The organism is Mycobacterium sp. B14F4 (assembly GCF_039871645.1).
Lineage (GTDB): Bacteria > Actinomycetota > Actinomycetes > Mycobacteriales > Mycobacteriaceae > Mycobacterium.
The window spans coordinates 161,752-186,316 of sequence record NZ_JBDPMF010000005.1; the positions used below are offsets into that span (position 1 = coordinate 161,752).

The 24,565-nt window shown below is 69.6% G+C and carries 23 protein-coding genes; 11 read left to right on the top strand and 12 right to left on the bottom strand.

All coding sequences use genetic code 11. The features are described from left to right. Positions 1 to 3: 3 nt before the first annotated feature. Complete coding sequence (locus ABGB19_RS15745) at positions 4 to 618, bottom strand: YqgE/AlgH family protein (protein ID WP_347686901.1); 615 nt, start codon at positions 616 to 618, stop codon at positions 4 to 6. A gap of 112 nt (positions 619 to 730) precedes the next feature. On the opposite strand from ABGB19_RS15745, the gene ABGB19_RS15750 reads away from it, so the two are divergent. Beyond that, the gene (locus ABGB19_RS15750; protein WP_347686902.1) at positions 731 to 2,008 is read left to right on the top strand and encodes an MFS transporter; all 1,278 of its coding nucleotides are present in this window, start codon (positions 731 to 733) and stop codon (positions 2,006 to 2,008) included. Positions 2,009 to 2,017: 9 nt separating this feature from the next. Beyond that, positions 2,018 to 2,794: a TIGR03084 family metal-binding protein gene (locus ABGB19_RS15755; protein WP_347686903.1), complete on the top strand. Its 777-nt coding sequence runs from the start codon at positions 2,018 to 2,020 to the stop codon at positions 2,792 to 2,794. On the opposite strand, the gene ABGB19_RS15760 is transcribed toward ABGB19_RS15755, so the two are convergent. Together ABGB19_RS15760 and ABGB19_RS15765 are read right to left on the bottom strand one after the other, a co-directional pair. After that, complete coding sequence (locus ABGB19_RS15760; protein ID WP_347686904.1) at positions 2,791 to 3,282, bottom strand: pullulanase; 492 nt, start codon at positions 3,280 to 3,282, stop codon at positions 2,791 to 2,793. The genes ABGB19_RS15755 and ABGB19_RS15760 overlap by 4 nt on opposite strands. A gap of 6 nt (positions 3,283 to 3,288) precedes the next feature. Beyond that, a complete protein-coding gene (locus ABGB19_RS15765) occupies positions 3,289 to 4,743 on the bottom strand; it encodes a CCA tRNA nucleotidyltransferase (protein ID WP_347686905.1) in 1,455 nt (484 codons plus the stop codon). Positions 4,744 to 4,944: 201 nt separating this feature from the next. Here ABGB19_RS15765 and ABGB19_RS15770 point away from each other — a divergent pair, with 201 nt between their 5' ends. The 8 genes from ABGB19_RS15770 (at position 4,945) to ABGB19_RS15805 (ending at position 15,956) form a co-directional block, all read left to right on the top strand. After that, positions 4,945 to 5,766 carry an NUDIX hydrolase gene (locus ABGB19_RS15770; RefSeq protein ID WP_347686906.1) on the top strand — a complete coding sequence of 274 codons (822 nt, stop codon included), beginning with the start codon at positions 4,945 to 4,947 and terminating at the stop codon, positions 5,764 to 5,766. A gap of 71 nt (positions 5,767 to 5,837) precedes the next feature. Next, positions 5,838 to 8,186, top strand: a complete 2,349-nt coding sequence (locus tag ABGB19_RS15775) for a hypothetical protein (RefSeq protein WP_347687211.1) — start codon at positions 5,838 to 5,840, stop codon at positions 8,184 to 8,186. Continuing rightward, the gene (gene murJ / locus ABGB19_RS15780) at positions 8,183 to 11,878 is read left to right on the top strand and encodes a murein biosynthesis integral membrane protein MurJ (protein ID WP_347686907.1); all 3,696 of its coding nucleotides are present in this window, start codon (positions 8,183 to 8,185) and stop codon (positions 11,876 to 11,878) included. The genes ABGB19_RS15775 and murJ overlap by 4 nt, the downstream gene beginning before the upstream one ends. A 71-nt stretch (positions 11,879 to 11,949) precedes the next feature. Further along, the gene (gene sigM, locus ABGB19_RS15785) at positions 11,950 to 12,528 is read left to right on the top strand and encodes an RNA polymerase sigma factor SigM (protein ID WP_347686908.1); all 579 of its coding nucleotides are present in this window, start codon (positions 11,950 to 11,952) and stop codon (positions 12,526 to 12,528) included. A gap of 59 nt (positions 12,529 to 12,587) precedes the next feature. After that, positions 12,588 to 13,199 carry a hypothetical protein gene (locus ABGB19_RS15790; RefSeq protein WP_347686909.1) on the top strand — a complete coding sequence of 204 codons (612 nt, stop codon included), beginning with the start codon at positions 12,588 to 12,590 and terminating at the stop codon, positions 13,197 to 13,199. Positions 13,200 to 13,282: 83 nt separating this feature from the next. Further along, positions 13,283 to 14,254 (top strand): thioredoxin-disulfide reductase, encoded by a 972-nt coding sequence (gene trxB, locus ABGB19_RS15795; protein WP_347686910.1) that lies wholly within the window; start codon positions 13,283 to 13,285, stop codon positions 14,252 to 14,254. Between the two features lie 13 nt (positions 14,255 to 14,267). After that, entirely contained in the window at positions 14,268 to 14,615 is a 348-nt protein-coding gene (gene trxA / locus ABGB19_RS15800; protein ID WP_347686911.1) for a thioredoxin, read from the top strand. A gap of 144 nt (positions 14,616 to 14,759) precedes the next feature. After that, positions 14,760 to 15,956 carry an N-acetylmuramoyl-L-alanine amidase gene (locus ABGB19_RS15805; RefSeq protein WP_347686912.1) on the top strand — a complete coding sequence of 399 codons (1,197 nt, stop codon included), beginning with the start codon at positions 14,760 to 14,762 and terminating at the stop codon, positions 15,954 to 15,956. Here ABGB19_RS15805 and ABGB19_RS15810 read toward each other — a convergent pair. From ABGB19_RS15810 to rpmH, 9 genes are all read right to left on the bottom strand, one after another. Continuing rightward, positions 15,943 to 16,704, bottom strand: a complete 762-nt coding sequence (locus tag ABGB19_RS15810; protein ID WP_347686913.1) for an acetyltransferase — start codon at positions 16,702 to 16,704, stop codon at positions 15,943 to 15,945. The genes ABGB19_RS15805 and ABGB19_RS15810 overlap by 14 nt on opposite strands. Positions 16,705 to 16,910: 206 nt before the next feature. Next, positions 16,911 to 17,888, bottom strand: coding sequence for a ParB/RepB/Spo0J family partition protein (locus tag ABGB19_RS15815; protein WP_347686914.1), 978 nt, complete (start codon positions 17,886 to 17,888; stop codon positions 16,911 to 16,913). Positions 17,889 to 17,957: 69 nt separating this feature from the next. After that, positions 17,958 to 18,929 carry a ParA family protein gene (locus ABGB19_RS15820; RefSeq protein ID WP_347686915.1) on the bottom strand — a complete coding sequence of 324 codons (972 nt, stop codon included), beginning with the start codon at positions 18,927 to 18,929 and terminating at the stop codon, positions 17,958 to 17,960. Continuing rightward, positions 18,926 to 19,615 carry a 16S rRNA (guanine(527)-N(7))-methyltransferase RsmG gene (gene rsmG, locus ABGB19_RS15825; RefSeq protein WP_347686916.1) on the bottom strand — a complete coding sequence of 230 codons (690 nt, stop codon included), beginning with the start codon at positions 19,613 to 19,615 and terminating at the stop codon, positions 18,926 to 18,928. Before rsmG ends, ABGB19_RS15820 begins: the two co-directional genes overlap by 4 nt. A 60-nt stretch (positions 19,616 to 19,675) precedes the next feature. Further along, positions 19,676 to 20,206, bottom strand: a complete 531-nt coding sequence (locus ABGB19_RS15830; RefSeq protein ID WP_347686917.1) for a R3H domain-containing nucleic acid-binding protein — start codon at positions 20,204 to 20,206, stop codon at positions 19,676 to 19,678. A gap of 37 nt (positions 20,207 to 20,243) precedes the next feature. Further along, a complete protein-coding gene (yidC, locus tag ABGB19_RS15835) occupies positions 20,244 to 21,302 on the bottom strand; it encodes a membrane protein insertase YidC (protein WP_347687212.1) in 1,059 nt (352 codons plus the stop codon). 43 nt (positions 21,303 to 21,345) lie between these two features. Then, a complete protein-coding gene (gene yidD, locus ABGB19_RS15840; RefSeq protein WP_347686918.1) occupies positions 21,346 to 21,690 on the bottom strand; it encodes a membrane protein insertion efficiency factor YidD in 345 nt (114 codons plus the stop codon). After that, entirely contained in the window at positions 21,687 to 22,040 is a 354-nt protein-coding gene (gene rnpA / locus ABGB19_RS15845; RefSeq protein WP_347686919.1) for a ribonuclease P protein component, read from the bottom strand. The genes yidD and rnpA overlap by 4 nt, the downstream gene beginning before the upstream one ends. 21 nt (positions 22,041 to 22,061) lie before the next feature. After that, a complete protein-coding gene (gene rpmH / locus ABGB19_RS15850; RefSeq protein ID WP_015310228.1) occupies positions 22,062 to 22,205 on the bottom strand; it encodes a 50S ribosomal protein L34 in 144 nt (47 codons plus the stop codon). Positions 22,206 to 22,759: 554 nt separating this feature from the next. Here rpmH and dnaA point away from each other — a divergent pair. Continuing rightward, positions 22,760 to 24,262 (top strand): chromosomal replication initiator protein DnaA, encoded by a 1,503-nt coding sequence (gene dnaA, locus ABGB19_RS15855; protein ID WP_347686920.1) that lies wholly within the window; start codon positions 22,760 to 22,762, stop codon positions 24,260 to 24,262. Positions 24,263 to 24,565 lie beyond the last annotated feature (303 nt).

Below are 24,565 nucleotides of genomic sequence, written 5' to 3' on the forward strand. Positions count from 1 at the left end.
GCCCTAGTTGCGGCTGATGTCGATCGGATGCGTCGCCAACAGCGACAGCGGCAACGGCTGACGGCGCAACACCCGCGACCACAGGTCGATCCGCGGTTCGAAGAGCACATCGGAAGGCAACGCCGACAACACGATCCAGTCGTCGCGCTCGATCTCGCCTTCGAGCTGACCGATGGTCCACCCGGAGTACCCCGCGAAGATCCGCACCCCCTCCACCACCGGGGCGATCGAATCGGGGTCGGCGTCGAGATCCACCATCACCATCCGGCCCTGGACGTGTCGCAGCCCGGGGGCGCCGGTCGCCTGCATCCCCGCGCGCAGGGTAGCCAGGCACAGCGCCGCGTCCCGTTTGACGGGACCACCGATGAACATGGTCTTGGGCTTGGCGGCGAGCTTCGCCCACTGCGGCAACACGTTGTACACCGCGGTCTCGCTCGGCCGGTTCAGCACCACCCCGAGGGTGCCGCCGTCGTTGTGCTCGACGATGTAGATGACACTGCGGCGGAACGTGGGTTCGAGCAGATCGGTGTTCGCGAGCAGCATCGTTCCGGCCCTGACCCGGGGCGTCGCGGGAGCGACTTCCCCTTTGCGGTCCTCAGGCTCCTCCGACTGCGCCACGTGTCCATCATGGCACCAGCAACAGTCATGATGGCGGACAAGCGCGGCCCGCCGTCATATTTGTACTGTGGGTTCGGTCCCGATCCGCTGCTGATGAGGAACGTGATCTTTCGTGGCCGACGCCCGCGCAGCCATCGCTGCATGGCACTCCGTGCGCGCGCTGCCGGAATTCTGGCGCCTGCTCGAATTGCGGGCGGTCAGCCAGTTCGGCGACGGCCTGTTCGCGGCGGGACTGGCCGGTGCCATCCTGTTCAACCCCGACCGCGCCGCCACGCCGTGGGCGATCGCCGGTTCGTTCGCGGTGCTGTACCTCCCCTACTCCCTGCTGGGTCCGTTCGCGGGGGCACTGCTGGACCGCTGGGACCGGCGCCTCGTGCTCATCGGCGCCAACGTCGGCCGGTTGCTGCTCGTGCTCGGCGTCGGCAGCCTCTTGGCCGCAGGCGCAGATGACATCGCAATCCTGTTGGGCGCGTTGATCGTCAACGGCTTCACCCGGTTCGTGTCCTCCGGCCTGTCGGCCGCGCTGCCCGACGTGGTGCCGCGCGACCGGGTGGTGGCCATGAACTCGGTGGCGACGGCGACGGGGGCGGCGGCGGCGTTCCTCGGCGCCATCTTCATGCTGCTGCCGCGCTTCGTGTTCGGCGACGACGACGCCGGTGCCGCGACGATCATCTTCCTGGTCACCGTCCCGGTCGCGATCGCGCTTGCGCTATCGGTGCGCTTCCCGCCCGACGTGCTCGGCCCGCATGAGAGCAAGCGGTCCATCCACGGCTCGGCGGCCTACGCCGTGGCCACCGGCTGGGCGCACGGCATCCGCACGGTCGCGGCCGTACCCACCGTCGCCGCGACGCTTGCCGGCCTGGCCGTGCACCGGATGGTGTTCGGCGTCAACTCGCTGCTGGTGTTGGTGATCGTGCGGCACAGCGAGGCGCACGTGGTCGCAGGGCTGGGCACCTCGGTGCTGTTCCTCAGTGCGGGAGGGCTCGGCGCCTTCCTCGCGACGATCGCGACGCCATCCGTGGTGCGCCGGTGGGGGCGCTACGGTGCGGCCAACGGTGCGCTGGCGTTCGCCGCGGTCGTCCAGTTGTGCGGCGCCACCCTGTATGTGCCGCTGATGATCGTGTGTGGTTTCCTGCTCGGCGCCGCGGGTCAGGTGGTCAAGCTGTGCGCCGACTCCGCGATGCAGATCGACGTGGACGACGCGCTGCGCGGACACGTCTTCACCGTCCAGGACGCGCTGTTCTGGATGTCGTTCATCCTCGCGATCGGGGTGGCCGCGGCGATCATCCCGCCCGACGGCCGCGAGCCCCTGCTGGCCGTCGCGGGCGTCGGCATCTATCTGATCGGCCTCGGCGTGCACGCCGGCATCGGACGCCCGCGGCGGCGTTAAGGTACCGGCATGGCTGACGCCGGGCCGATGGTGGCCGATCTGCGCGCCGAGAGCGACGACCTCGACGCGCTCGTCGCCGACCTGCCCGCGGCCCGCTGGACCGAGCCGACGCCCGCACCGGGCTGGACGATCGCCCACCAGATCGGGCACCTGCTGTGGACCGACCGCGTCGCGTTGACCGCCGTCACCGACGAGGCGGCGTTCGCCGCCCTGCTCGAGGAGGCGGCCAAGGACCCGACCGGTTTCGTCGATGCCGGCGCCGAGGAGCTGGCGGCCACCCCGCCCGACAAGCTGCTCGCCGAGTGGCGGCAGACCCGCGCGCGGTTGCACGACGAACTGCTCGCGGTCGCCGACGGGCGCAAGCTGCCGTGGTTCGGGCCGCCGATGAGCGCACCGTCGATGGCCACCGCCCGGCTGATGGAGACCTGGGCGCACGGCCTCGACGTCGCCGACGCGCTCGGCGTACGCCGGCCGGCCACCGCGCGGCTGCGCTCGATCGCGCATATCGGGGTGCGCACCCGCGACTTCGCATTCACCGTCAACGGCCGCCGGCCGCCGACGGAGCCCTTCCGCGTCGAACTGCGCGCACCCGACGGCGACACCTGGAGCTGGGGACCCGAGGACGCCACCCAGCGCGTCACGGGTTCGGCGGAGGACTTCTGCATGCTCGTCACGCAACGGCGGCGGCGGGCAGAGCTGGACACCCGGGCCGAGGGCGCCGACGCCGAGCAGTGGCTCGGCATCGCGCAGGCATTCGCGGGCCCGCCCGGCGCAGGGCGGGGTTAGAGCTCACCGGCCGCGTCGGCCAACCCGTCGCCGTCGCCGTCGGTCAGCTTCGTATCCCACCGGCCGTCGGCGTCGGCGTCGACGAAAGCCAGCCCGGGACTCAGCGCGCGATCGGCCAACCCGTCGCCGTCGCCGTCCACGAGGCGGTCATCGGCCTGCCCGTCGCCGTCGACATCGACCAGCGGTCCACCGGAGTGCTCAACGCCGTCCAGCCCGAACCAGCGCAATTGGCCGGCACGGTCCACGGTCACCGCCCAGGTGCCGGTGCCGTCGTCGGTGAAGTAGGCCGCGTCGGCCCCGGCGTGATCGCGCACCAGGTGCTCGGCGACACCGTCGGCGTCGAGGTCGGCCATCGCGTCGTCGACGAGGCCGTCGCCGTCGAAGTCGATGCCCACCGCGTCGAGCCCACCCTCGCCGTCGACGTCCACATCCGGCGGAGCGGTCCACATCGTGGCCGAGCCGTCACCGTCACTCAGGCAGTAGTCCATGCCCGATCAGACGCTGCGCGGACCCCTCGCGTTCCACCACTTCACCAACTCGTCGACGGCTTCCTCGCGGGACAGCGGGCCGCGGTCCAGCCGCAACTCCTTGAGGTGCTTCCACGCCTCGCCGACCTGCGGCCCGGCCGGGATGCCGAGGATCTCCATGATCTCGTTGCCATTGAGGTCCGGCCGGACCCGGGCAAGGTCCTCCTTCGCGGCCAGTTCGGCGATCCGCTCCTCGAGTTCGTCGTAGTTGGCCTGCAGCCGCGCGGCGCGGCGCATGTTGCGGGTGGTGCAGTCCGCCCGCACCAGCTTGTGCAGCCTCGACAGCAGCGGCCCGGCGTCGGTGACGTAGCGGCGCACCGCCGAGTCGGTCCACTTGCCGCCGCCGTAGCCGTGGAACCGCAGATGCAGATACACGAGCTGCGAGACGTCGTCGACCATCTGCTTGGAGTACTTCAGCGCCCGCATCCGCTTGCGGGTCATCTTCGCGCCGACCACCTCGTGGTGGTGGAAGCTCACGCCGCCGTTGGGCTCGTGCCTGCGGGTCGCCGGCTTGCCGACGTCGTGCAGCAGTGCGGCCCAGCGCAACACCAGGTCGGGCCCCGCGTCCTCGAGCGCGATCGCCTGCTCGAGCACGGTCAGCGAATGCCAGTACACGTCCTTGTGCTGATGGTGCTCGTCGATGGCCATCCGCATCGCGCCCACCTCGGGCAGCACCACCTCGCCAAGGCCGGTCTGCACCATCATGTCGATGCCGGCGACCGGGTCGGCGCCCAGCAGCAGCTTGTCCAGTTCGGCGGCGACCCGCTCGGCGGCGATGCGGCCCAGTTGCGGCGCCATCTCCACCAGCGCCGCGAGCACCCGCGGTGCGACGGAGAACTCCAGCTGCGAGACGAACCGCGCCGCGCGCAGCATGCGCAGCGGATCATCGCCGAACGACACCTCCGGTGCGGCGGGCGTGTCCAGCTCACGGGCGCGCAACGCCGCCAAACCGCCCAGCGGGTCGGCGAATTCGGCGGGTCCGTCGGCGCCGATGCGCACCGCCATCGCGTTGGCGGTGAAATCGCGCCGCACCAGGTCGTCGTGGAGGTTGTCGCCGAAGCGCACCTCGGGATGCCGCGACACCTGGTCATAGGTGTCGGCGCGGAACGTGGTGATCTCCAGTCGCTTGCCGTCCTTGCCGACGCCGAGGGTGCCGAAGTCGATGCCGGTGTCCCACAACGCGTCGGCCCACCCCCGCAGGAACTGCTGCATCTGCTCGGGGCGGGCGTCGGTGGTGAAGTCGAGATCCGCCGCGTCGGACAGCCGACCGAGCAACGCATCGCGCACACTGCCGCCGACGAGGAACAGCTCGTGTCCCGCTTCAGCGAACACGCGGCCGATATCGCGCAGCACGTCGCCGTGGCGGTTCAGCGCAACTTGCGCGGTGGCAAGCAGTTCGGCGTCGGTCGCGGATTCGGGCACGTTCCGACAGCCTAGTCAGGCGACGATCAAGCGGCCCCCGGGCCGCGATGAGGAGCCGGACCATCCGACTTCAGTCAGGCGACGATCAAGCGGCCCCCGGGCCGCGATGAGGAGCCGGAGGATCACACGAATGTGCAACGGCTCTGTCACGACCGGTGAGTGCGGGGGGAGCGAATGTCGGTGGCAGCTACTATCGCTTGGGTGTCGGACGGCGAACAGGCCAAACCACGACGGCGCCGCGGGCGACGTCGCGGCCGACGCGCGGCCGGTCCGCCGGAGGCCGCGGCCGAGCAGGGCAACCGTCCCGTACCGGGCCCGCATCACAACAACGGCGCCGCACCTGCCCATAAGGACACCAACGGCGGCCAGCCGAAGAAGTCCCGCCCCCGCCGCCCACCCGACCGGCTGCGCACGGTGCACGAGACCTCGGCGGGCGGGCTGGTCATCGACGGCATCGACGGGCCCAAGGACAGTCAGGTCGCCGCGCTGATCGGGCGCATCGACCGGCGCGGCCGGATGCTCTGGTCGCTGCCCAAGGGCCACATCGAGAAGGGTGAGACCGCCGAACAGACCGCCGTGCGCGAAGTCGCCGAGGAGACCGGCGTGCAGGGCAGCGTGCTCGCCGCGCTCGGCAGCATCGACTACTGGTTCGTCACCGAGGGCCGCCGGGTGCACAAGACCGTGCACCACTATCTGATGCGGTTCCTCGGCGGCGAGCTCTCCGACGAGGACCTCGAGGTCACCGAGGTGGCGTGGGTGCCCCTCAAGGAACTGCCGTCGCGGCTGGCCTACGCCGACGAACGCCGGCTCGCCGAGGTCGCCGGGGAACTCATCGACAAACTGCACTCCGACGGTGAGTCGGCGCTGCCGCCACTCCCCCGCTCGGCCCCGCGGCGTCGGCCCCAGACGCATTCGCACACCCGCCGTCGTCCTGACGGAACCGCACAACCGTCCCTGGAGGCCGAGCGGTGGGGGCAAACGGAGCCCGGCCGGCGGACGAACGGCTGCGGACAGGGCCCGTGACCTCTACCGGGGCGGAATCGCGCATACGCCCCGTCGCACTGCTGCGGCTGCTCGCCGCGCTGACCCTGCTGATGCTGACCGTTGTGCCGGTCGCCCTCCCCCGCGCCGCCGCCGGCCAGCCGGGTTCCACGCCCTTCCTGCAGGTGCGCATCGACCGCGTGACCCCCGACGTGGTGACCACCACCAGCGAGCCCATCGTCACGGTCACCGGCACCGTGCTCAACGTCGGCGACCGCCTGGTGCGCGACGTGGTGGTGCGGCTCGAGGACGCCGCGGCCGTCACCACGTCGGCGGGCTTGCGCAGCAACCTCGCCGGCAACGTCGACCAGTTCGAGCCTGTCGGCGACTTCGTCACCCTCGCCCCGGAACTGCCTCGGGGACAACAGGTCCCGTTCATCCTGTCCTACCCGCTGCGGTCGGCGGACCGGCCGTCGCTGAGCATCGAGCAGCCGGGCGTGTACCCGGTGATGGTCAACGTCAACGGCACCCCCGACTACGGCGAACCCGCCCGGCTCGACGACGCGCGCTTCCTGCTTCCGGTGCTCGGCGTGCCACCCGACCCGGCTTCCGACGCGGCGGACACGGTGAGCGCCGTCGAGGCGCCCGACATCTCCAAACCGGTGCAGACGACGCTGCTGTGGCCGATCGCCGACCGGCCCAGGCTCGCCGCGGGCGCTCCGGGGGGCACCACCCCGGTGCGGTTGATCGACGACGACCTCGCCGCCTCGCTGGCCACCGGCGGCCGCCTGGACACTCTGCTGTCCGCGGTCGAGTTCGCCACCAGCGCGCAGGTGGATCCCGACGGGCGGGTCAGGGCGGCGACCTGCCTGGCCGTCGACCCCGATCTGCTGGTCACCGTCAACGCCATGACCACCGGGTACGTCGTCAATGACGGACCCGACGCCGGCCGCGGCACCCCGACGCGGCCCGGCACCGGACATGACGCCGCCATCGCGTGGCTGAACCGGCTCAAGCTGCTGGCGGTCCGGATGTGCGTCGCGCCGACGATCTACGCTCAGGCCGACCTCGACGCGCTGCGCCGCGTCGGCGACCGCGGCCTGAGCGCGATCGCCACCATCACCGCGGGCGATATCGTCGACCAGATCCTCGGTGTCGCGTCGGTGCGGGGCGCCACGCTCGTCGGCGACGGCCCGCTCACCGGACCCGCCGTGCGACTGTTGTCCGACCAGCGACCCACGGTGGCCATCGCCGCCGCTCAACCGGAGGCCGACGACGGCTCGGGCACCCGCGGGCCCGACACCGCGCCGGTGCGCTACACCCCTCAACTCGTCGCCGCGCCGTTCGACCCGGCTGTCGGCGCGGCGCTGGCCGGTGCGGGCACCGATCCGGTCACGCCGTCGTATCTCGATCCCTCGCTCGAGATTCCACTGCACCACGACTCCGAGGTGGCACGCAGGCAGAACGCACTCGGGGCGCTGCTGTGGCGCGGTTTGGACCCCGACGTCGCGCCGCGCAGCCAGATCCTGATGCCGCCGATGGCGTGGAACCTGCGACCCGACGACGCGCGGGCGGTGTTCACCGCGGTGGCCACCGCGATCAACGCCGGGCTGGCCCAGCCCCGCCCGCTCACCACCGTCATCGCCGAAGGCAATGCCATAGCGCCGCAACAGGTTTCACCGATGCCCGGCGACGAGCTCGGTGATCCCGACGGCCGTATCGACGATGCGGTGGTGTCGGGCATATCCGCGGTGACCGGTCGGCTGTGGGGGCTGACCGCGGCGCTGACCACCGACGCCCGCACCGGCCTGTCCGGCTATTCCTACACCGCGCCGCTGCGCGAGGACATGCTGCGCGCGCTGAGCCAGTCGGTTCCGCCCGACGCGCGCAACGGTCTCGCGCAGCAGCGGCTGACGACCGTCGGCGACACCGTCGACGACCTGTTCGACGCGGTCACCGTGGTCAACCCCGGCGGCTCGTACACGCTGGCCACCGAGCGCAGCCCGCTGCCGCTCGCGCTGCGCAACGACCTTCCGGTGCCGATCCGCGTGCGGCTCAACGTCGAGGCGCCCCCCGGCATGACGGTGACCGACATGGGCGAGCTCGAACTGCCGCCGGGCTACCTGCCGCTGCGGGTTCCGGTCGAGGTGCACTTCACCCAGCGGTTCGCCGTCGACGTCGCGTTGCGCACCGCCGACGGGCTGCCGCTCGGCGAGCCCGTGCGGCTGTCGGTGCACTCGAACGCCTACGGCAAGGTGCTGTTCTTCATCACGCTGTCGGCGGGCGCGGTGCTGGTGCTCCTGGCCGGCCGTCGGTTGTGGCACCGCTTCCGCGGCCAGCCTGACCCGGCCGACCTCGACCGCCCCGATCCGCTCGAGGTCGCGCTGCACTACGACGACGACTCCGCCGACCCGCCGCTGAGCCCGGCCGGCCGCGACGGACCGACCGGCAGGCAGACGTGAGCACCGCCGGGCCGCGCGCGCCCCGCCAGCCACCGCCGCGGTTGCGCCGCGGGCCGGCACCGCGGCGGGGCGCCGGGCGGCCAGAACTGTCGGACTCCGCCGTCGTCTCCCGCTCCTGGGGCATGGCGGTCGCCACGCTGGTCAGCAGGCTCACCGGCTTCGCGCGCATCGTGTTGCTCGCGACGATCCTCGGCGCCGCGCTGTCCAGTGCCTTCTCGGTCGCCTACCAGTTGCCGAACCTGATCGCCGCGCTGGTGCTGGAGGCGACGTTCACCGCGATCTTCATCCCGGTCCTGGCGCGGGCCGAGCGCGACGATCCCGACAACGGCACCGCGTTCGTCCGCCGCCTCGTCACGCTGGCCACCACGCTGTTGCTGATCACCACCGTCCTGTCGGTGACCTCGGCGCCGCTGCTCGTCGACCTCATGCTCGGCGGGGACCCCGAGGTCAACCGTGACCTGACGACCGCGTTCGCCTTCCTGCTCTTGCCGCAGGTGCTGTTCTACGGGCTGTCGTCGGTGTTCATGGCGATCCTCAACACGCGCAACGTGTTCGGGCCGCCGGCGTGGGCGCCGGTGTGTAACAACCTGGTGGCCCTGGCCACGCTCGGCCTGTATGTCGTTGTGCCGGGCGAGCTCTCGCTCGACCCGGTGACGATGGGCAACGCGAAGCTGCTCGTGCTGGGCATCGGCATGACGCTGGGCACGGTGACCCAGGTGCTGGTGCTGCTGGTCGCGATCCGCAGGGAACGCATCAGCCTGCGGCCGCTGTGGGGCATCGATGACCGGATGAAGCAGTTCGGCGCGATGGCGGCGGCCATGGTGGCGTACGTGCTGATCAGCCAGATCGGCCTGATCATCGGCAACCGGATCGCCAGCGGCGCTGCGGCTTCCGGGCCGGCGATCTACAACTACACCTGGTTGGTGCTGCAGCTGCCGTTCGGCATGATCGGCGTGACGGTGCTGACGGTGGTGATGCCGCGGCTGAGCCGCAACGCCGCCGCCAACGACCAGCGCGCCGTGCTCGCCGACCTCTCGCTGGCCACCCGGCTGACGATGGTGACGCTGATCCCGATCGTGGCGATGATGACCGTCGGCGGGCCGGCGATCGGCAGCGCGCTGTTCGCCTACGGCAACTTCGGCGAGGTCGACGCCGGCTACCTCGGCATGGCGATCACCCTGTCGGCGTTCACGTTGGTCCCGTATGCCCTTGTGCTGCTTCAGCTTCGGGTGTTCTATGCCCGCGAGCAGCCGTGGACGCCGATCCTGCTGATCGTCGTGATCACCACGGTGAAGGTCGTCGCCTCGCTGATCGCGCCGCACCTCACCGACGACCCCGACCTGGTGGCCGGCTATCTCGGCACCGCCAACGGCCTCGGCTTCCTGGCCGGCGCGACGGTCGGCTACTTCCTGTTGCGGTCCAACCTCGACCCGCCCGACGGGCGGCTGATCAACCTGCAGGTGGTGCGCACGATCCTGGTCACCATCTCCGCGTCGCTGATCGCGGGCATGACCGCCCACGTCGCCGACCAGTTGCTCGGGCTGGAGGCGTTGACCCGCAACTGGGGCGGCGGCGGGTCGCTGCTGCGGTTGCTGGTGCTCGGGTTGATCATGGTGCCGATCATCGCGGGGGTGATGTTGGCCGCGAAGGTGCCCGACGCGCAGGACGCGCTGGCGTGGGTGCGACGGCGGCTAGGGCGGGGCCCCCGAGGGCGGGAGACGGTAGCCGCGAAGCGACAGACGGCGCCCGACCGGCCACGGGCGCGGAACACCCTCACGTACCCTGATCAGAGGAATTCGTTCGCGTCAGGGCGGCGTCACAGCCCGTCGACCGTCCGGCGTGGACCCCCTGGCTTCGTTGCCGGGGAGCCGATGCGGAAAGGACCAGCGGTGAGCGACGAACCCGCAGGCGGCGCCGCGCCGAGTCCCGACAGCACCGCCACCACCAAGATCCCGCTTCCGGGCGCCGACGAGGTGTCCGCCGACGACTTCCGGCCCGATGTTCCCGAGCCGGAGCACACCGTCGAGTTTCCCGCCGGAGCCGCCCAGCCGGCGACATCGGATACCGGGGCCGATTCCGGGGCCGGTTTCGAGGCCAACGGAACCGCCCGTATCCCGGTGTCGGGCCGGCCGCCCGCCGACTACGGCGGTGATCCCACCCGCGAGCCGCTGGCCTTCGATCCGCCCCGCGAACCGGCCATCGAGGCCGCCACCTCGGACGAGGACGTCCACCTGATCCCCGGCGCCGTGATCGGCGGCGGCCGGTACCGGCTGCTGGTCTTCCACGGCGGCCCGCCCTCCCTGCAGTTCTGGCAGGCGCTGGACACCGCGCTGGATCGGCAGGTCGGGTTGACGTTCGTCGACCCCGACAACACCCTGCCCGACGACGAGCTGCGCGACATCCTCGCGCGCACCCAGAAACTCGGCCGCATCGACATGCCCGGCATCGCCCGCGTGCTCGACGTCGCCAACACCGGCTCGGGCGGACTGGTGGTCTCGGAGTGGATCCGCGGCGGGTCGCTGGCCGAGGTGGCCGAGACGTCGCCGTCGCCCATCGGCGGGGCCAGGGCCATCCAGTCGCTGGCCGCGGCGGCCGAGGCCGCGCACCGCTCGGGCGTCGCACTGTCGATCGATCACCCCAGCCGTATCCGGGTCAGCATCGAGGGCGATGTCGCGCTGGCCTTCCCCGCGACCCTGACCGGTGCGACACCGGAGGACGACATCCGCGGCATCGGCGCGGCGCTGTACGCCCTGCTGGTCAACCGCTGGCCGCTGGAGGAGGCCGGGGTGCCCAGCGGGTTGGCGCAGGCCGAACTCGACGCCGCGAACCAGCCGATCGAACCGCGTGCCGTCGACCGGCACATCCCGTTCCAGATCTCGGCGGCCGCCGCCCGCGCCGTGCAGGAGGGCGGCGGCATCCGCAGTGCGCCGACCCTGCTGAACCTGCTGCAGCAGGCGACGGCCATCGCCGACCGCACCGAGCTGATCTCCCCCGTCGACGAGCCCGGGCCCGCCCCGGCGCGCCGCCGCGGCGGTGCCGACGAGGACCCGGACATGCTGGCCCGCCGCCGCAAGCAGCTGATGGTGGGGCTGGGCGTCGGCGGGGTGATCATCGTGGTCGCGCTGATCGCCTTGGCGACGGTGCTGAGCAGCATCTTCGGCGACGTCGGGGACGGTCTGGGCGGGGACGAACTGGGCCTCAACGCGCCGAGCACGTCCGAGTCGGCCGACGGTTCGGCGGGCAATGCCGTCAAACCGGTTCAGGCGACGGTGTTCTCGCCCGAAGGTGAGGCCGATGCGCCGGCGCTGGCCGGTCTGGCGATCGACGGCGACGACACCACGGTGTGGCCGATCGACACCTACACCGACCCCGAGCCCTTCCCGAACTTCAAGAACGGCGTCGGCCTGATCCTGCAGCTGCCGCAGCCCACCACCGTGGGTGAGGTCGACATCGACGTCAACAGCACCGGCACCGCGGTTGAGATCCGCTCGGCACAGACGCCGACCCCGTCGTCGCTGGACGACACCACAGTGCTGACTCCCGCCACGCAGCTGAAGCCCGGTGAGAACACGGTCAAGGTCGACGGCGCGGCGCCGACGTCGAACCTGCTGGTCTGGGTGTCGACGCTGGGCCAGGTGAACGGCGAGAGCCGCTCCGACGTCGCCGAGATCACGGTGAAGGCGGCGTCCTAGCGTCGGCGGTCCATCCCCAGCCGGACAAAGATGTGTCCGGACCCGCCCGCGGCGCGCCTTAGTGTTCGGCTGTGGGCAGCTTCGAGGCCGATCAACGGCGCAGTGACGCTGAGTTGCTCGCCGCGCACATCGCCGGGGACCGGTACGCCTTCGAGGAGCTGTTCTACCGCCATCACCGCCAGCTGTACCGGCTCGCCAGGATCACCAGCCGCAACCCCGAGGACGCCGCCGACGCGCTGCAGGACGCGATGCTCAAGGCGCACTGCAAGGCGCCCGCGTTCCGGCACGACTCCGCCGTCAGCAGCTGGCTACACCGCATCGTGGTGAACTCGTGTCTGGACCGGCTGCGGCGCAACAAGGTTCGGCCCACCGAGTCGCTGCCCGAATCCGACGTCTGCCCCATCGGAGACCCGGCGCCGCACGTCGACACCGCGATCGTCGTCGAGCGCGCGCTGATGCTGTTGCCCGTCGAGCAGCGCGCCGCGGTGGTGGCCGTCGACATGCAGGGCTACACCGTGGCCGAGACCGCGCGCATGCTCGGCGTGCCCGAAGGCACGGTCAAGAGCCGCTGCTCGAGGGCGCGGGCCCGGCTCGCCGAGGCGTTGGACTTCTTCGACCTCGGAGCCGCCGCCGGCCGTCGCGCCGACTGAGCGCGGAACCGTGCCGGCTTGGCGGCCGTCCAAGGCTTCGTGGTGGAAACTGGCTGACGATGGACCCCGGCACCGACGACGGCACCGACGGCGGCGCGGATCCGGCGATCGAGCGGGTCCGCCGTGAGTTGGCGTACCTCGGTCGCGACGCGGCGTCGGCACCCGACGTGCCCGCCGAGGTGACGGCGCGGATCGGCGCCGCGCTGCGGACCGCACCGGCCCATGGCATCCCGCGTCCCCGCATGCGCCGCGCACATCTGATCGGGCTCCTCGTCGGCCTGCTCGCGGTGGTGGTCGGGGTGATCGTCGCCGCATCGGTGCTCCTCCAGGAGTCGTCGTCCCGGTTCCCCGCGGGTCCCACGGCCGAGAAGATCACGGTGACCCGGCCCGCTGCGGCGTTCCCGCTGGCCGAACCGGACATCCTCGCCCTGCTCACCGCGCAGCCCGAGTACGGCCCGTTGTCGGACACCCAGCGGCGCGCCTCCTGCCTCCAGGGGCTGGGCTATCCCCCGGGCACGCCGGTGCTCGGTGCGCGGTGGCTGGCCGGCGACCGCGTGGTGCTGGTATTGCCAGGAAGGTCGCCCGAGATCCTCGCCGTGCTGCTGGTTGAGCCGCACTGCAACGCGGCACACAGCGGGCTAACGGCCGACACCGTGGTCAGGCGACCGTAGTCTGACGGGCAGCTTCCCCGGGAACACCGGGGCTTACGCTGGTGTTTGTATCCGTGCCGAGAGCAATCGGCAGAAAGGCGCTCATGACCACCACCTCACCGGTTCATGACCTGATCATCATCGGATCCGGCCCCGCTGGGTACACCGCCGCCATCTACGCCGCCCGGGCGCAGCTGTCGCCGCTGGTCTTCGAGGGCACCCAGTTCGGCGGTGCGCTGATGACCACCACGGAAGTGGAGAACTTCCCCGGTTTCCGCAACGGCATCACCGGCCCGGAACTCATGGACGAGATGCGCGAGCAGGCGCTGCGCTTCGGCGCGGACCTGCGGATGGAAGACGTCGACGCGGTCTCGCTCGACGGCCCGGTCAAGACCGTAACCGTCGGCGGCGAGACTCATCGGGCCCGCGCCGTCATCCTGGCGATGGGCGCCGCCGCCCGCCACCTCGGCGTGCCCGGCGAGGATGCCCTGCTCGGGATGGGCGTGAGCACCTGCGCCACCTGTGACGGTTTCTTCTTCCGCGACGAGGACATCATCGTGGTCGGCGGCGGCGACTCGGCCATGGAGGAAGCCACGTTCCTCACCCGCTTCGCCCGCAGCGTCACGCTGGTGCACCGTCGCGAGGAATTCCGCGCGTCGCGGATCATGCTGGAGCGCGCGCGGGCCAACGAGAAGATCACCTTCCTGCTCAACACCGAGGTTCTCGAGATCGAGGGCAGCCCCAAGGTGAGCGGAGTTCGGTTGCGCAACAAGCTCACCGGTGAGGAATCGAAGATGGCCGTCACCGGTGTCTTCGTCGCCGTCGGGCACGACCCGCGCTCCGACCTGGTGCGCGGCCAGCTCGACCTCGACTCCGACGGCTACGTCCAGGTGCGGTCCGGCACCACCAGCACATCGATCGAAGGCGTCTTCGCCGCAGGCGATCTCGTCGACCGCACCTACCGCCAGGCCATCACCGCGGCGGGCACCGGCTGTTCGGCGTCCATCGACGCCGAGCGCTGGCTTGCCGAAACCGGTGTCGGCCCAAGCGATGAAGAGATCACCGCCCCCGTCTGATAGGAGCATCACCATGGCCGACGCCACCGGCACCTCTGGCACCTCTACGGTCGCCGTGACCGACGACTCGTTCTCCGACGACGTGCTGTCCAGCAGCACACCGGTACTGGTCGACTTCTGGGCGACGTGGTGCGGTCCGTGCAAGATGATCGCTCCGGTGCTCGAGGAGATCGCCGCCGAGAAGGCCGGCCAGTTGACCGTCGCCAAACTCGACGTCGACGCCAACCCGGCCACGGCGCGCGACTTCCAGGTCGTCTCGATCCCCACCCTCATCGTGTTCAAGGACGGCGCGCCGGTGAAGCGCATCGTGGGCGCAAAAGGCAAGGCCGCGCTGCTGCGCGAGCTCAGCGACGTGGTCTAGGCGGGGTGCAGCCGCCCCGATTCGGCGGCCGGACACCGGCCTGGGGTTTTCTTGAATGGGCGGCGTGTCTGCGACAATCGTGCCAGCCTGTCAATATCGTCAGCGCCACCGCGCAGCTGACAAACCGTGACCGAAAGGCCGCATATGTCCAGTCTGCGTCGCGGTGACCGCGGGGGTGCGGTCACCGAGATCCGGGCTGCGCTGGCCGCGTTGGGGATGCTCGACAACCCGGACGAGGAGATCACCACCGGCAAGCACGTCGCCGTGGACGTGTTCGACAACGAACTCGACCACGCGGTACGCGCTTTCCAGCAGCACCGCGGATTGCTGGTCGACGGAATCGTCGGCGAGGCGACCTACCGTGCCCTGAAGGAGGCGTCGTACCGCCTGGGTGCCCGCACGCTGAGTCACCAGTTCGGCGCACCGATGTTCGGCGACGACGTGGCCACTCTGCAAGCGCGACTTCAGGATCTCGGTTTCTACACCGGCCTCGTCGACGGACACTTCGGTCTGACGACGCACAACGCCCTGATGTCCTACCAGCGCGAGTACGGCCTGTACCCCGACGGGATCTGTGGCCCAGAGACATTGCGCTCCTTGTACTTCTTGGGCTCACGCGTGACCGGTGGCTCGCCCCATGCGATCCGGGAAGAGGAACTGGTGCGCACCTCGGGCCCCCGGCTGTCCGGCAAGCGCATCATCATCGACCCGGGCCGCGGGGGCGACGACCACGGGCTGATCATGCAGGGTGTCGGCGGCCCGATCAGCGAGTCGGACATCCTGTGGGACTTGGCGAGTCGGCTCGAGGGCCGGATGACCGCGATCGGCATGGAGACGTTCCTGTCGCGCCCGGCGAACCGGGCACCGTCGGATGCCGAACGCGCCGCGACCGCCAACTCCGTCGGCGCCGACCTGATGATCAGCCTGCGGTGCGCCACCCAGCCCAGCCCGGCCGCCAACGGCGTCGCATCGTTTCACTTCGGCAACTCGCACGGCTCGGTATCCACGATCGGGCGCAACCTCGCCGACTTCATCCAGCGAGAAGTAGTGGCGCGCACCGGCTTACGCGACTGCCGCACCCATGGGCGAACCTGGGATCTGCTGCGCCTGACGCGGATGCCGACCGTGCAGGTCGACGTCGGCTACATCACCAATCCGCGCGACCGCGGCATGCTGGTGTCCACCCAGACCCGCGACTCGGTCGCCGAAGGCATCCTGGCCGCGGTGAAACGGCTCTATCTGCTCGGCAAGAACGACCGTCCCACAGGGACTTTCACGTTTGCCGAGCTGCTGGCGCACGAGCTGTCGGTCGAACAGGCCGGCCGGGTCAGTCCCTCTTAATCACCGATACCGGGCTCGCGCCTGCTCCCACCGGCTGCTGGAGCTGCGCGGCCTCCAGCAGTCGCTCGAGCGCCGCTTCCACGTCGGCCTTCCAGCCCAGTCCCTGCTCGAGCTCGAGCCGCAGCCGGGGGAAGTAGCGGTGCTGTGCCACCACGACGAACCCGGCATCGCGCAGCAGATCGACGTCGAGCACGCACTGCTCGACCGAGCAGTCCCCCAGCACCTCGACGACGGGCCGCAGCGCGGGCGTCATCACCGCCGGTGCGTGCAACTCGCTGACCTCCGCGGTGTGGCCGAACGCCTCCAGCGCGCGGGCGCCACGCCGGACCAGGTCGCCGACCACAGCGGCGATCAGGCTGCGCGGTATCCCCTCGGCATCCGCACCGGACTCCACCCCCAGCGACGTGAGTAGCACGGCGTCGGCACTGACCGGGCCGGTCGGAAAACGCTGCGCCCGGGGCACCGCTCCCGGCGGCGCGTAGAACGCGTATCCCAGGCAGGCTTCGTCACCGGTGAGCTCCGCGGGCTCGTCCCCGGCGCCCGCGGGGCACTGCACCGCGATCTGACCGCACGACCCCCACTCGAGCATGACCATCGACAGCCATGCTTCCTTCTCGAACTCGGGGTCGGACAGCTGGTCGTCGGCGGCCAAGGTGAGCGGATCGACCTCCCAGTACACGCACCGGCGGGCGTGCTTGGGCAGCTGCTCGAAGGCTTCGAGCCGCAGGGGCGTGATACGTGCCGTCACTAGACTCCCCGGGTCCTGCGCGATTCGGAAACGCGCGGTTGCCCCTCCAGGATAGAAGGCCGCGGCGTCGGCGGCCCCGTTTCCCCGTCCGGCGCGACGGTCCTCCGAGCGAGGTGCGAAACATGTTGCCACACAGCGGGATTCCTTCTGCATGCGCGCCGGGCCCGGTCAGGTGTCACAGTGACGTAATTCCCGTGTGTCGCCGGTCAGCGCTCGGCGGCGCTCATCAAGTCGACAATGCGCTGAAGGTCGTCGACCGACCCGAACTCCACCACGATCTTGCCTTTGCGTTTGCCGAGGCTCACGGTGACGCGGGTGTCGAACGCCGTCGAGAGTCGCTCAGCAACGTCCTGCAGGCCCGGCATGCTGATCGGCTTGCGCTTCGGGGCCGCGGGGGTCACCGGGCCCGCGTGGTTCGCCAGCGTCACGGCTTCCTCGGTGGCCCGCACGGACAGCCCCTCGGCCACGATCCGGGCGGCGAGTTCCTCCTGCTGCTCTGGGGTTCCCTCGAGCGACAACAGGGCGCGGGCGTGCCCGGCCGAGAGCACGCCGGCAGCGACGCGGCGCTGCACCGCGATGGGCAGGCGCAGCAGCCGGATCATGTTCGAGATCAACGGGCGCGAGCGGCCGATGCGGGCCGCCAGTTCGTCGTGGGTGACGCCGAATTCGTCGAGCAGCTGCTGGTACGCGGCCGCCTCTTCCAAGGGGTTCAGCTGGACGCGGTGGATGTTCTCGAGGAGGGCGTCGCGGAGCATGTTGTCGTCGCCGGTCTCCCGGACGATCGCCGGAATGGTGGCGAGGCCGGCCTCCTGGGCGGCGCGCCAACGCCGCTCCCCCATGACGAGTTGATAGCGCGGGGCACCCGGCTGAGCATCCGTCAGCGCGCGGACCACGATCGGCTGCATGAGGCCGAACTCGCGGATGGAGTGCACGAGTTCGGCGAGCGCCTCCTCGTCAAAGACCTGCCGCGGCTGACGCGGATTGGGCTCGATGGACGACGGGTCGATCTCCCGATAGACCGCCCCGACGGCGGAGGCGTCGGTCGGTCCGCCGATGACGACGTCGGCGGCCGCGTCGCCCAGACGGGGACCGATCGAGGACTGGTCGCCATCCGCGGGTCCGGTGGGGATCAGCGAGGCGAGCCCCCGGCCGAGGCCACTGCGCTTGCGTGCGGGTTGGGTCATGTCCGGTCTCCTGTTCGAGCAACCACTATTCGGCGTTCTGGCGCGGTCTGGGGTTCTTCGCGCAAGCTCTCATCGCCGCTCCGCAATCTCGCGGCTGGCATCGAGATAGCTCATCGCCCCGCGAGAGCCGGGGTCGTAGTCCAGGATCGTCATCCCGTAGCCGGGTGCCTCGGACACCTTGACGCTGCGCGGGATGACGGTGCGGAGCACCTTGTCCCCGAAGTGGCCTCGGACATCTGAGGCGACCTGGTCGGCCAGCTTGGTCCGACCGTCGTACATCGTGAGGATCACGGTCGACACGTCGAGCGCCGGGTTGAGATGAGCCTTGACCATCTCGATGGTGCGCATCAGCTGGCCCACCCCCTCCAGCGCGTAGTACTCGCACTGGATCGGGATCAGCACCTCGGGTGCCGCGACGAACGCGTTGATGGTCAGCAGGCCCAGTGACGGCGGGCAGTCGATGAAGACGTAGTCGAAGTTGTAGTCCTGCAGGCTCGCCAGCGCGGAGCGCAGCCGGCCCTCGCGCGCCACCATGCTGACCAACTCGATCTCAGCGCCGGCAAGGTCGATGGTGGCGGGCACGCAGTAGAGGCGCTCACTGTGCGGGCTGCGCTGCAGCGCGTCCCGCAGCGAGATCTCGCCGATCAGCACCTCATAGGAGGACGGGGTACCGGGACGGTGTTCGACGCCCAGCGCGGTGCTCGCGTTGCCCTGCGGATCCAGATCGATGACAAGAGTCTGTAGTCCCTGCAGTGCGAGGGCGGCCGCGACGTTGACCGCGGTGGTCGTCTTGCCGACGCCGCCCTTCTGGTTCGCGATCGTGAAGACGCGTTGCCGCTCCGGCCGCGGAAGCGTGCCCTTGGCCGCGGCGTGCAGCAACCGGACGGCGCGTTCGGCCTCCGCGCCGATCGGGGTGTCGAGGCCGACTGCCTCGGTCCATCCGCGGTCCGGCGCGGGCGTTTCGGTCCATGTTTCACGTGAAACGTCGGAGCCGGCCGCACCGGCCACCGGCTCAGGCGTCCCACCGGGGGCCGCGCTCATCCTCTTCTCCTGCCCGTCGAACGGTGCGCGACCGGCCTCTGCCGTCGTGCCACGACCACGGTCGCGGGAGGATCCAAGTAGTCCGCGCCACACCTCATCACCCTTACATCGGCCGCCCCGAGCGACGTCATCACACGCCGGTGGTCACGGATCTCTTCCTCGGCTCGCTCGCCCTTCATGGCGAACATGAGGCCATCGGCACGCAACAACGGCATGCTCCATCGCGTCAGCTTGTCCAGGGAGGCCACCGCCCTGGAAACGACCGCGTCCATCTCCCCCACCTGTTCTCTCACCGCCGGCTCCTCGGCTCGTCCGCGGACCACCGCCACCTCCAGGCCGAGCTCGTCGACCACCTCATGGAGAAAGTCGCTGCGGCGCAGAAGAGGCTCGATCAACGTCACCTTCAGGTCGGGCCGAACCATCGCCAACGGTATCCCGGGGAGTCCCGCCCCACTACCGATGTCGGCGACCCGGGCCGCCCGCGGCATCAGTTCGCCGACGGCGGCGCTGTTGAGTACGTGGCGGTCCCAGAGGCGATCGACCTCGCGCGGACCGATCAAGCCGCGCTCCACCCCGGCGCCGGCCAGGATCGACGCATACCGCTCCGCGTGCTCCAGATGAGAACCGAACAAGGCGCCGGCCGCCTTGGGCGTCGCCGGCGCCTCGCTGTGTTTCACGTGAAACATCCTCCGGGAACTCATGCCGGACGGACGCCGGCCAGACGAACTACACCGATGTAACTCAGTTCAGTCGGCCAGCACGACGACGCGGCGCGCAGGTTCCACACCCTCGCTCTCGCTGTGCACACCGTCGACAGCCGCCACCGCGTCGTGCACGATCTTGCGCTCGAACGGCGTCATGGGCGCGAGCTCTTCGCGCTCCCCGGTCTCCAGCACCCGGTGCGCGACCTTGTCGCCCAGCGCGGCCAACTCGTCGCGCCGCCGGCGGCGCCACCGCGCGATGTCCAGCATCAGCCGGCTGCGCTCGCCCGTCTTCTGATGCACCGCGAGCCGCGTCAGTTCCTGCAACGCGTCGAGCACCTCGCCCTTGCGCCCGACCAACTTGTTCAGGTCGCCGCCGCCGTCGATGCTGACGACCGCGCGGTCGCCCTCGACGTCGAGGTCGATGTCGCCGTCGAAGTCGAGGAGGTCCAACAGCTCCTCCAGATAGTCGCCCGCGATCTCGCCCTCCGCGACCAACCGCTCCTCCAGGTCGTCCTCGACGACCGTCGCGGTCCCCTGCTCCTCACCGCGCTCTGCGGTATCAGCGTCAGTCATGACTGCCTCTCTCATCCACGTGATCCACCCTTGCGGGTCAGCGTTTGCGTTTCTTCGGGCGCGCGCCCGGCCGGGGATTGGCTCCGGGGCGCGGGGTGCGGTTGTTCGCACCCGTCGTCGTCTTGCCGGGCCGAGCGCTCGCCGGTTTCTCCTCAACCGCACTGTCGCCGGTGTCGCCGTCGGTGCTCTCGGTGCCCGCGCTGTCGGTGATGTCCGGAGACGCCGGGGTGGACTTGCGGTCGCGCTTGGGCTTGGCGCCGGGCGCCGGGGCGTTCTTCGCCTGTCGCTCCTGAGCGGCGAGCTTCTTCGCCTCTTCTTCCTTCTCGATCTTGCCGAACACGTAGTGCTGCTGACCGAAGGTCCAGATGTTGTTCGCCAACCAGTACATGATCACGGCCAGCGGCAGGAACGGCCCGCCGACCACGACGCCGAGCGGGAAGACGTACAGCGCCAGCTTGTTCATCATCGCGGTCTGCGGATTGGCGGCGGCCTCGGGACTCTGCCGCGCCACCGACGCTCGGCTGTTGAAGTACGTCGCAATGCCCGCGAGGATCATGAACGGCACGCCCACCGCGATCACCGCGGCGCGGTTGAACTCCGTGAACGCCTCCAGGCCGTGCTGCTGGATCATCGTCGCGCCCAGCGGCGCACCGAACAGGTTGGCATCGAGGAAGTGTCCGACGTCGGTCGCGCTGAAGATGTAGTTGCCCAGCGAACGGTTCTCCTCCACCGACAACCCGAGCCGGCCGATACCGGTCTGGGTCCGGTTGAACGACATCAGCACGTGGTACAGCCCCAGGAAGACCGGGATCTGCGCCAGCATCGGCAGGCATCCGAGGATCGGGTTGAAGCCGTGCTCGCGCTGCAGCTTCTGCATCTCCAGCGCCATCCGCTGGCGGTCCTTGCCGTACTTCTTCTGCAGCGCCTTGATCTGCGGCTGCAACTCCTGCATCTGACGCGTCGTGCGGATCTGCCGGACGAACGGCTTGTAGAGCAGCGCGCGCAGGGTGAAGACGAGGAACATCACCGACAGCGCCCAGGCGAAGAAGTTGTCCGGACCCAGCAGGAAGCCGAACAGCTTGTACCAGACCCACATGATCGCCGACACCGGGTAATAGATGATGTCGAGGCTGAACCAGTTAAACACGCGTCTCGCTTCCTGATCGCAGTGCCGGGTCATCCCCGATCACGTCGGCCGGGGCCCGGTCGGCTTCGCCTGCGCGGGCGCATGATTCGTGCGCGTCGCCGGGGCGCTCCGGTATCGGGTCCCATCCTCCCTTATGCCATGGTCCACATTTCAGCAGCCGGATGACCGCCAGCCACCCACCGCGCACCAGCCCGTACTCGCTCAGCGCGTCGACGGCGTACTGACTGCACGTCGGGGTGAACCGGCACGTCGGCAACCGCAGTGGCGAGACGGTGTGCCGGTACAGCTGGATCAGATAGACGACACCGCGGACCGCGATCGCACCCGGCCGTCTCACCGGCCCGCCTCACTCTTCGGGCGCGTCCGACGCAGCGCGGTGCGCAGTTCCTGTTCCAGTCGCGCGGAGATCGCGTGCCGGCTACTCGGCAAGGCACGGATCACCACGCGGTCCGCCGGGTCCAATTCGTCGATCACCGTGAGCGCCACATGACGCAGCCGCCGGGCCACGCGGTGCCGTTGCACCGCGCTGCCCACCGATTTCGACACCACCAGACCGATCCGTGGCCCGTCGAACGTAGTCGCACGCGATGCGTGCACGACGAGGTCGGGCTGCACCGCCCGCACCCCTTTACTGACCGTGGCCCCGAACTCAGTCGACCGCGTCATCCGGTACCGCACCGGAAGCACCGCGCCAGACCCCGCCTCGAATCACGCAGTCAGCTTGCGACGGCCCTTGCCGCGGCGGTTGGACACGATCGCCCGGCCGGCCCGGGTCCGCATGCGCAGCCGGAACCCGTGCACGCGCGCGCGGCGCCGGTTGTTCGGCTGGAAGGTCCGCTTGCCCTTGGCCACGGCTGTCTCTCCTCTGCGTTTGGCACCCGCAGCCCGAACCGATCAACACGCAGATCGGTGGGACACGGTCGCCGTTGGTAAGCTCGTCCGTCTCGCTTGCTAGCCGGCGCGGTCTCCGGACGGTTCCGGGTCGCAGCCGTATCGCCTCTTGCGGGCGACTGTTCGAGGGTACTGACGAGATTTCGCTGGGTCAAACCTGCTCAGGCGACTGCGCAAACCGTAACAATCGCATCACCCGTCACGGACTCCGGAGGAGCAAAAATCTGCCCCCGCAGAATGTTGCAGAACGGTTGGCACCCGCTCGGAAAACTGTTAGCTTCTGCCAATGCCGATTCGATAACGAAACGGCGACGGACAACGAAGCGAGGATGCCCGACGTGTCGTGAGCCCACAGAACATCGAACCTGTGACGCGCTTCGGCCCGCGGCCTCCCCGCCGGTAGACAACAGAACGACGACGGCTGTCCCATTTCCACAACCTGTGGATAACTTTGTGGACAGATCGTCTTCGTCCCATTGGTCGTCCCTGGATTGGCCTCGAGGGGGTACTCGTCATTGACAGCTGACCCCGACCCACCGTTCGTGGCCGTTTGGAACACGGTCGTGGCCGAACTCAACCGCGGCCCCGAACCCGGCGGAGCTCTTAATGGCGGCAGCCACCTGCCAACCCTCACTCCCCAGCAAAGAGCCTGGTTGAAGCTGGTCAAACCCCTTGTCATCACCGAAGGGTTTGCTCTCCTGTCGGTTCCCTCGCCGTTCGTACAGAACGAGATCGAACGCCACCTACGCGAACCGATCATCTCGGCGTTGAGCCGTCAGCTCGGCCAGCGCGTCGAACTAGGTGTGCGTATCGCCGACCCCGGGACCGACGACACCGACGACGCTCTCAACGGTCTGTCCGCCGTGGCCACCCCGGCCGACGCCGACGAGGTCGACGAGGACCTCGAAGCCCGCGCCAGCGCCGAGGAGAGTTGGCCCACCTACTTCTCCAACCGGCCGCCCAACACGCTCACCGACGACGCCACCGCGGTCAACCTCAACCGGCGCTACACCTTCGACACGTTTGTCATCGGAGCGTCGAACCGGTTCGCTCACGCCGCGACGCTCGCGATTGCTGAGGCGCCGGCCCGGGCGTACAACCCGCTGTTCATCTGGGGCGAGTCCGGGCTCGGTAAAACCCACCTCTTGCACGCGGCAGGCAACTACGCACAACGGTTGTTTCCCGGGATGCGAGTCAAGTACGTCTCGACCGAGGAATTCACCAACGACTTCATCAACTCGCTGCGCGACGACCGTAAGGCGTCCTTCAAGCGCAGCTACCGCGACATCGACGTGCTGCTGGTCGACGACATCCAGTTCATCGAGGGCAAGGAAGGCATCCAGGAGGAGTTCTTCCACACCTTCAACACCCTGCACAACGCCAACAAGCAGATCGTCATCTCCTCGGACCGGCCGCCCAAACAGCTGGCCACCCTCGAAGACCGGCTGCGCACCCGCTTCGAGTGGGGGCTGATCACCGACGTACAGCCGCCCGAGCTCGAGACCCGGATCGCGATCCTGCGCAAGAAGGCGCAAATGGACCGGCTCGACGTGCCCGACGATGTGCTCGAGCTCATCGCCAGCAGCATCGAGCGCAACATCCGCGAACTCGAAGGCGCACTGATCCGGGTGACGGCGTTCGCCTCGCTGAACAAGACGTCCATCGACAAATCCCTGGCCGAGATCGTGCTGCGCGATCTCATCTCCGACGCCAGCACGATGCAGATCAGCACGGCGGCGATCATGGCCGCCACCGCCGAGTACTTCGAGACCAGTGTCGAGGAACTCCGCGGGCCGGGTAAGACCCGCGCGCTCGCGCAGTCGCGACAGATCGCGATGTACCTGTGCCGTGAGCTGACCGACCTGTCGCTGCCCAAGATCGGTCAGGCGTTCGGCCGGGACCACACGACGGTCATGTACGCGGAGAAGAAGATCCGCGGCGAAATGGCCGAACGTCGCGAGGTCTTCGATCACGTCAAGGAACTCACCACCCGGATCCGCCAGCGCGCCAAGCGCTGATTCGTCATTCCTCTTTCCGCCGCCGCGGCGCCCGACCGGGTCCGCCAACGGTCGGCTGCCAAAAAATTTCCGAAAAATCTTCTGCCTCGACTGCACCATTCGTCACACCGCCGGCTTGTGCACAGTGATGTGCAGAACCTGAGATCAACGGCAGAATGACTGAGGTTTTCCTGCACAACCGGCCGCCCGTCCCCAGCCTCCCCCACCCCGGCACTCGGTCATCCACAACTCACCCACACCCGTGCGCGGCGGTCAACTGCATCAACCCCCGTTCATCCCCAGCCTGCACAGGCCCTAATACTG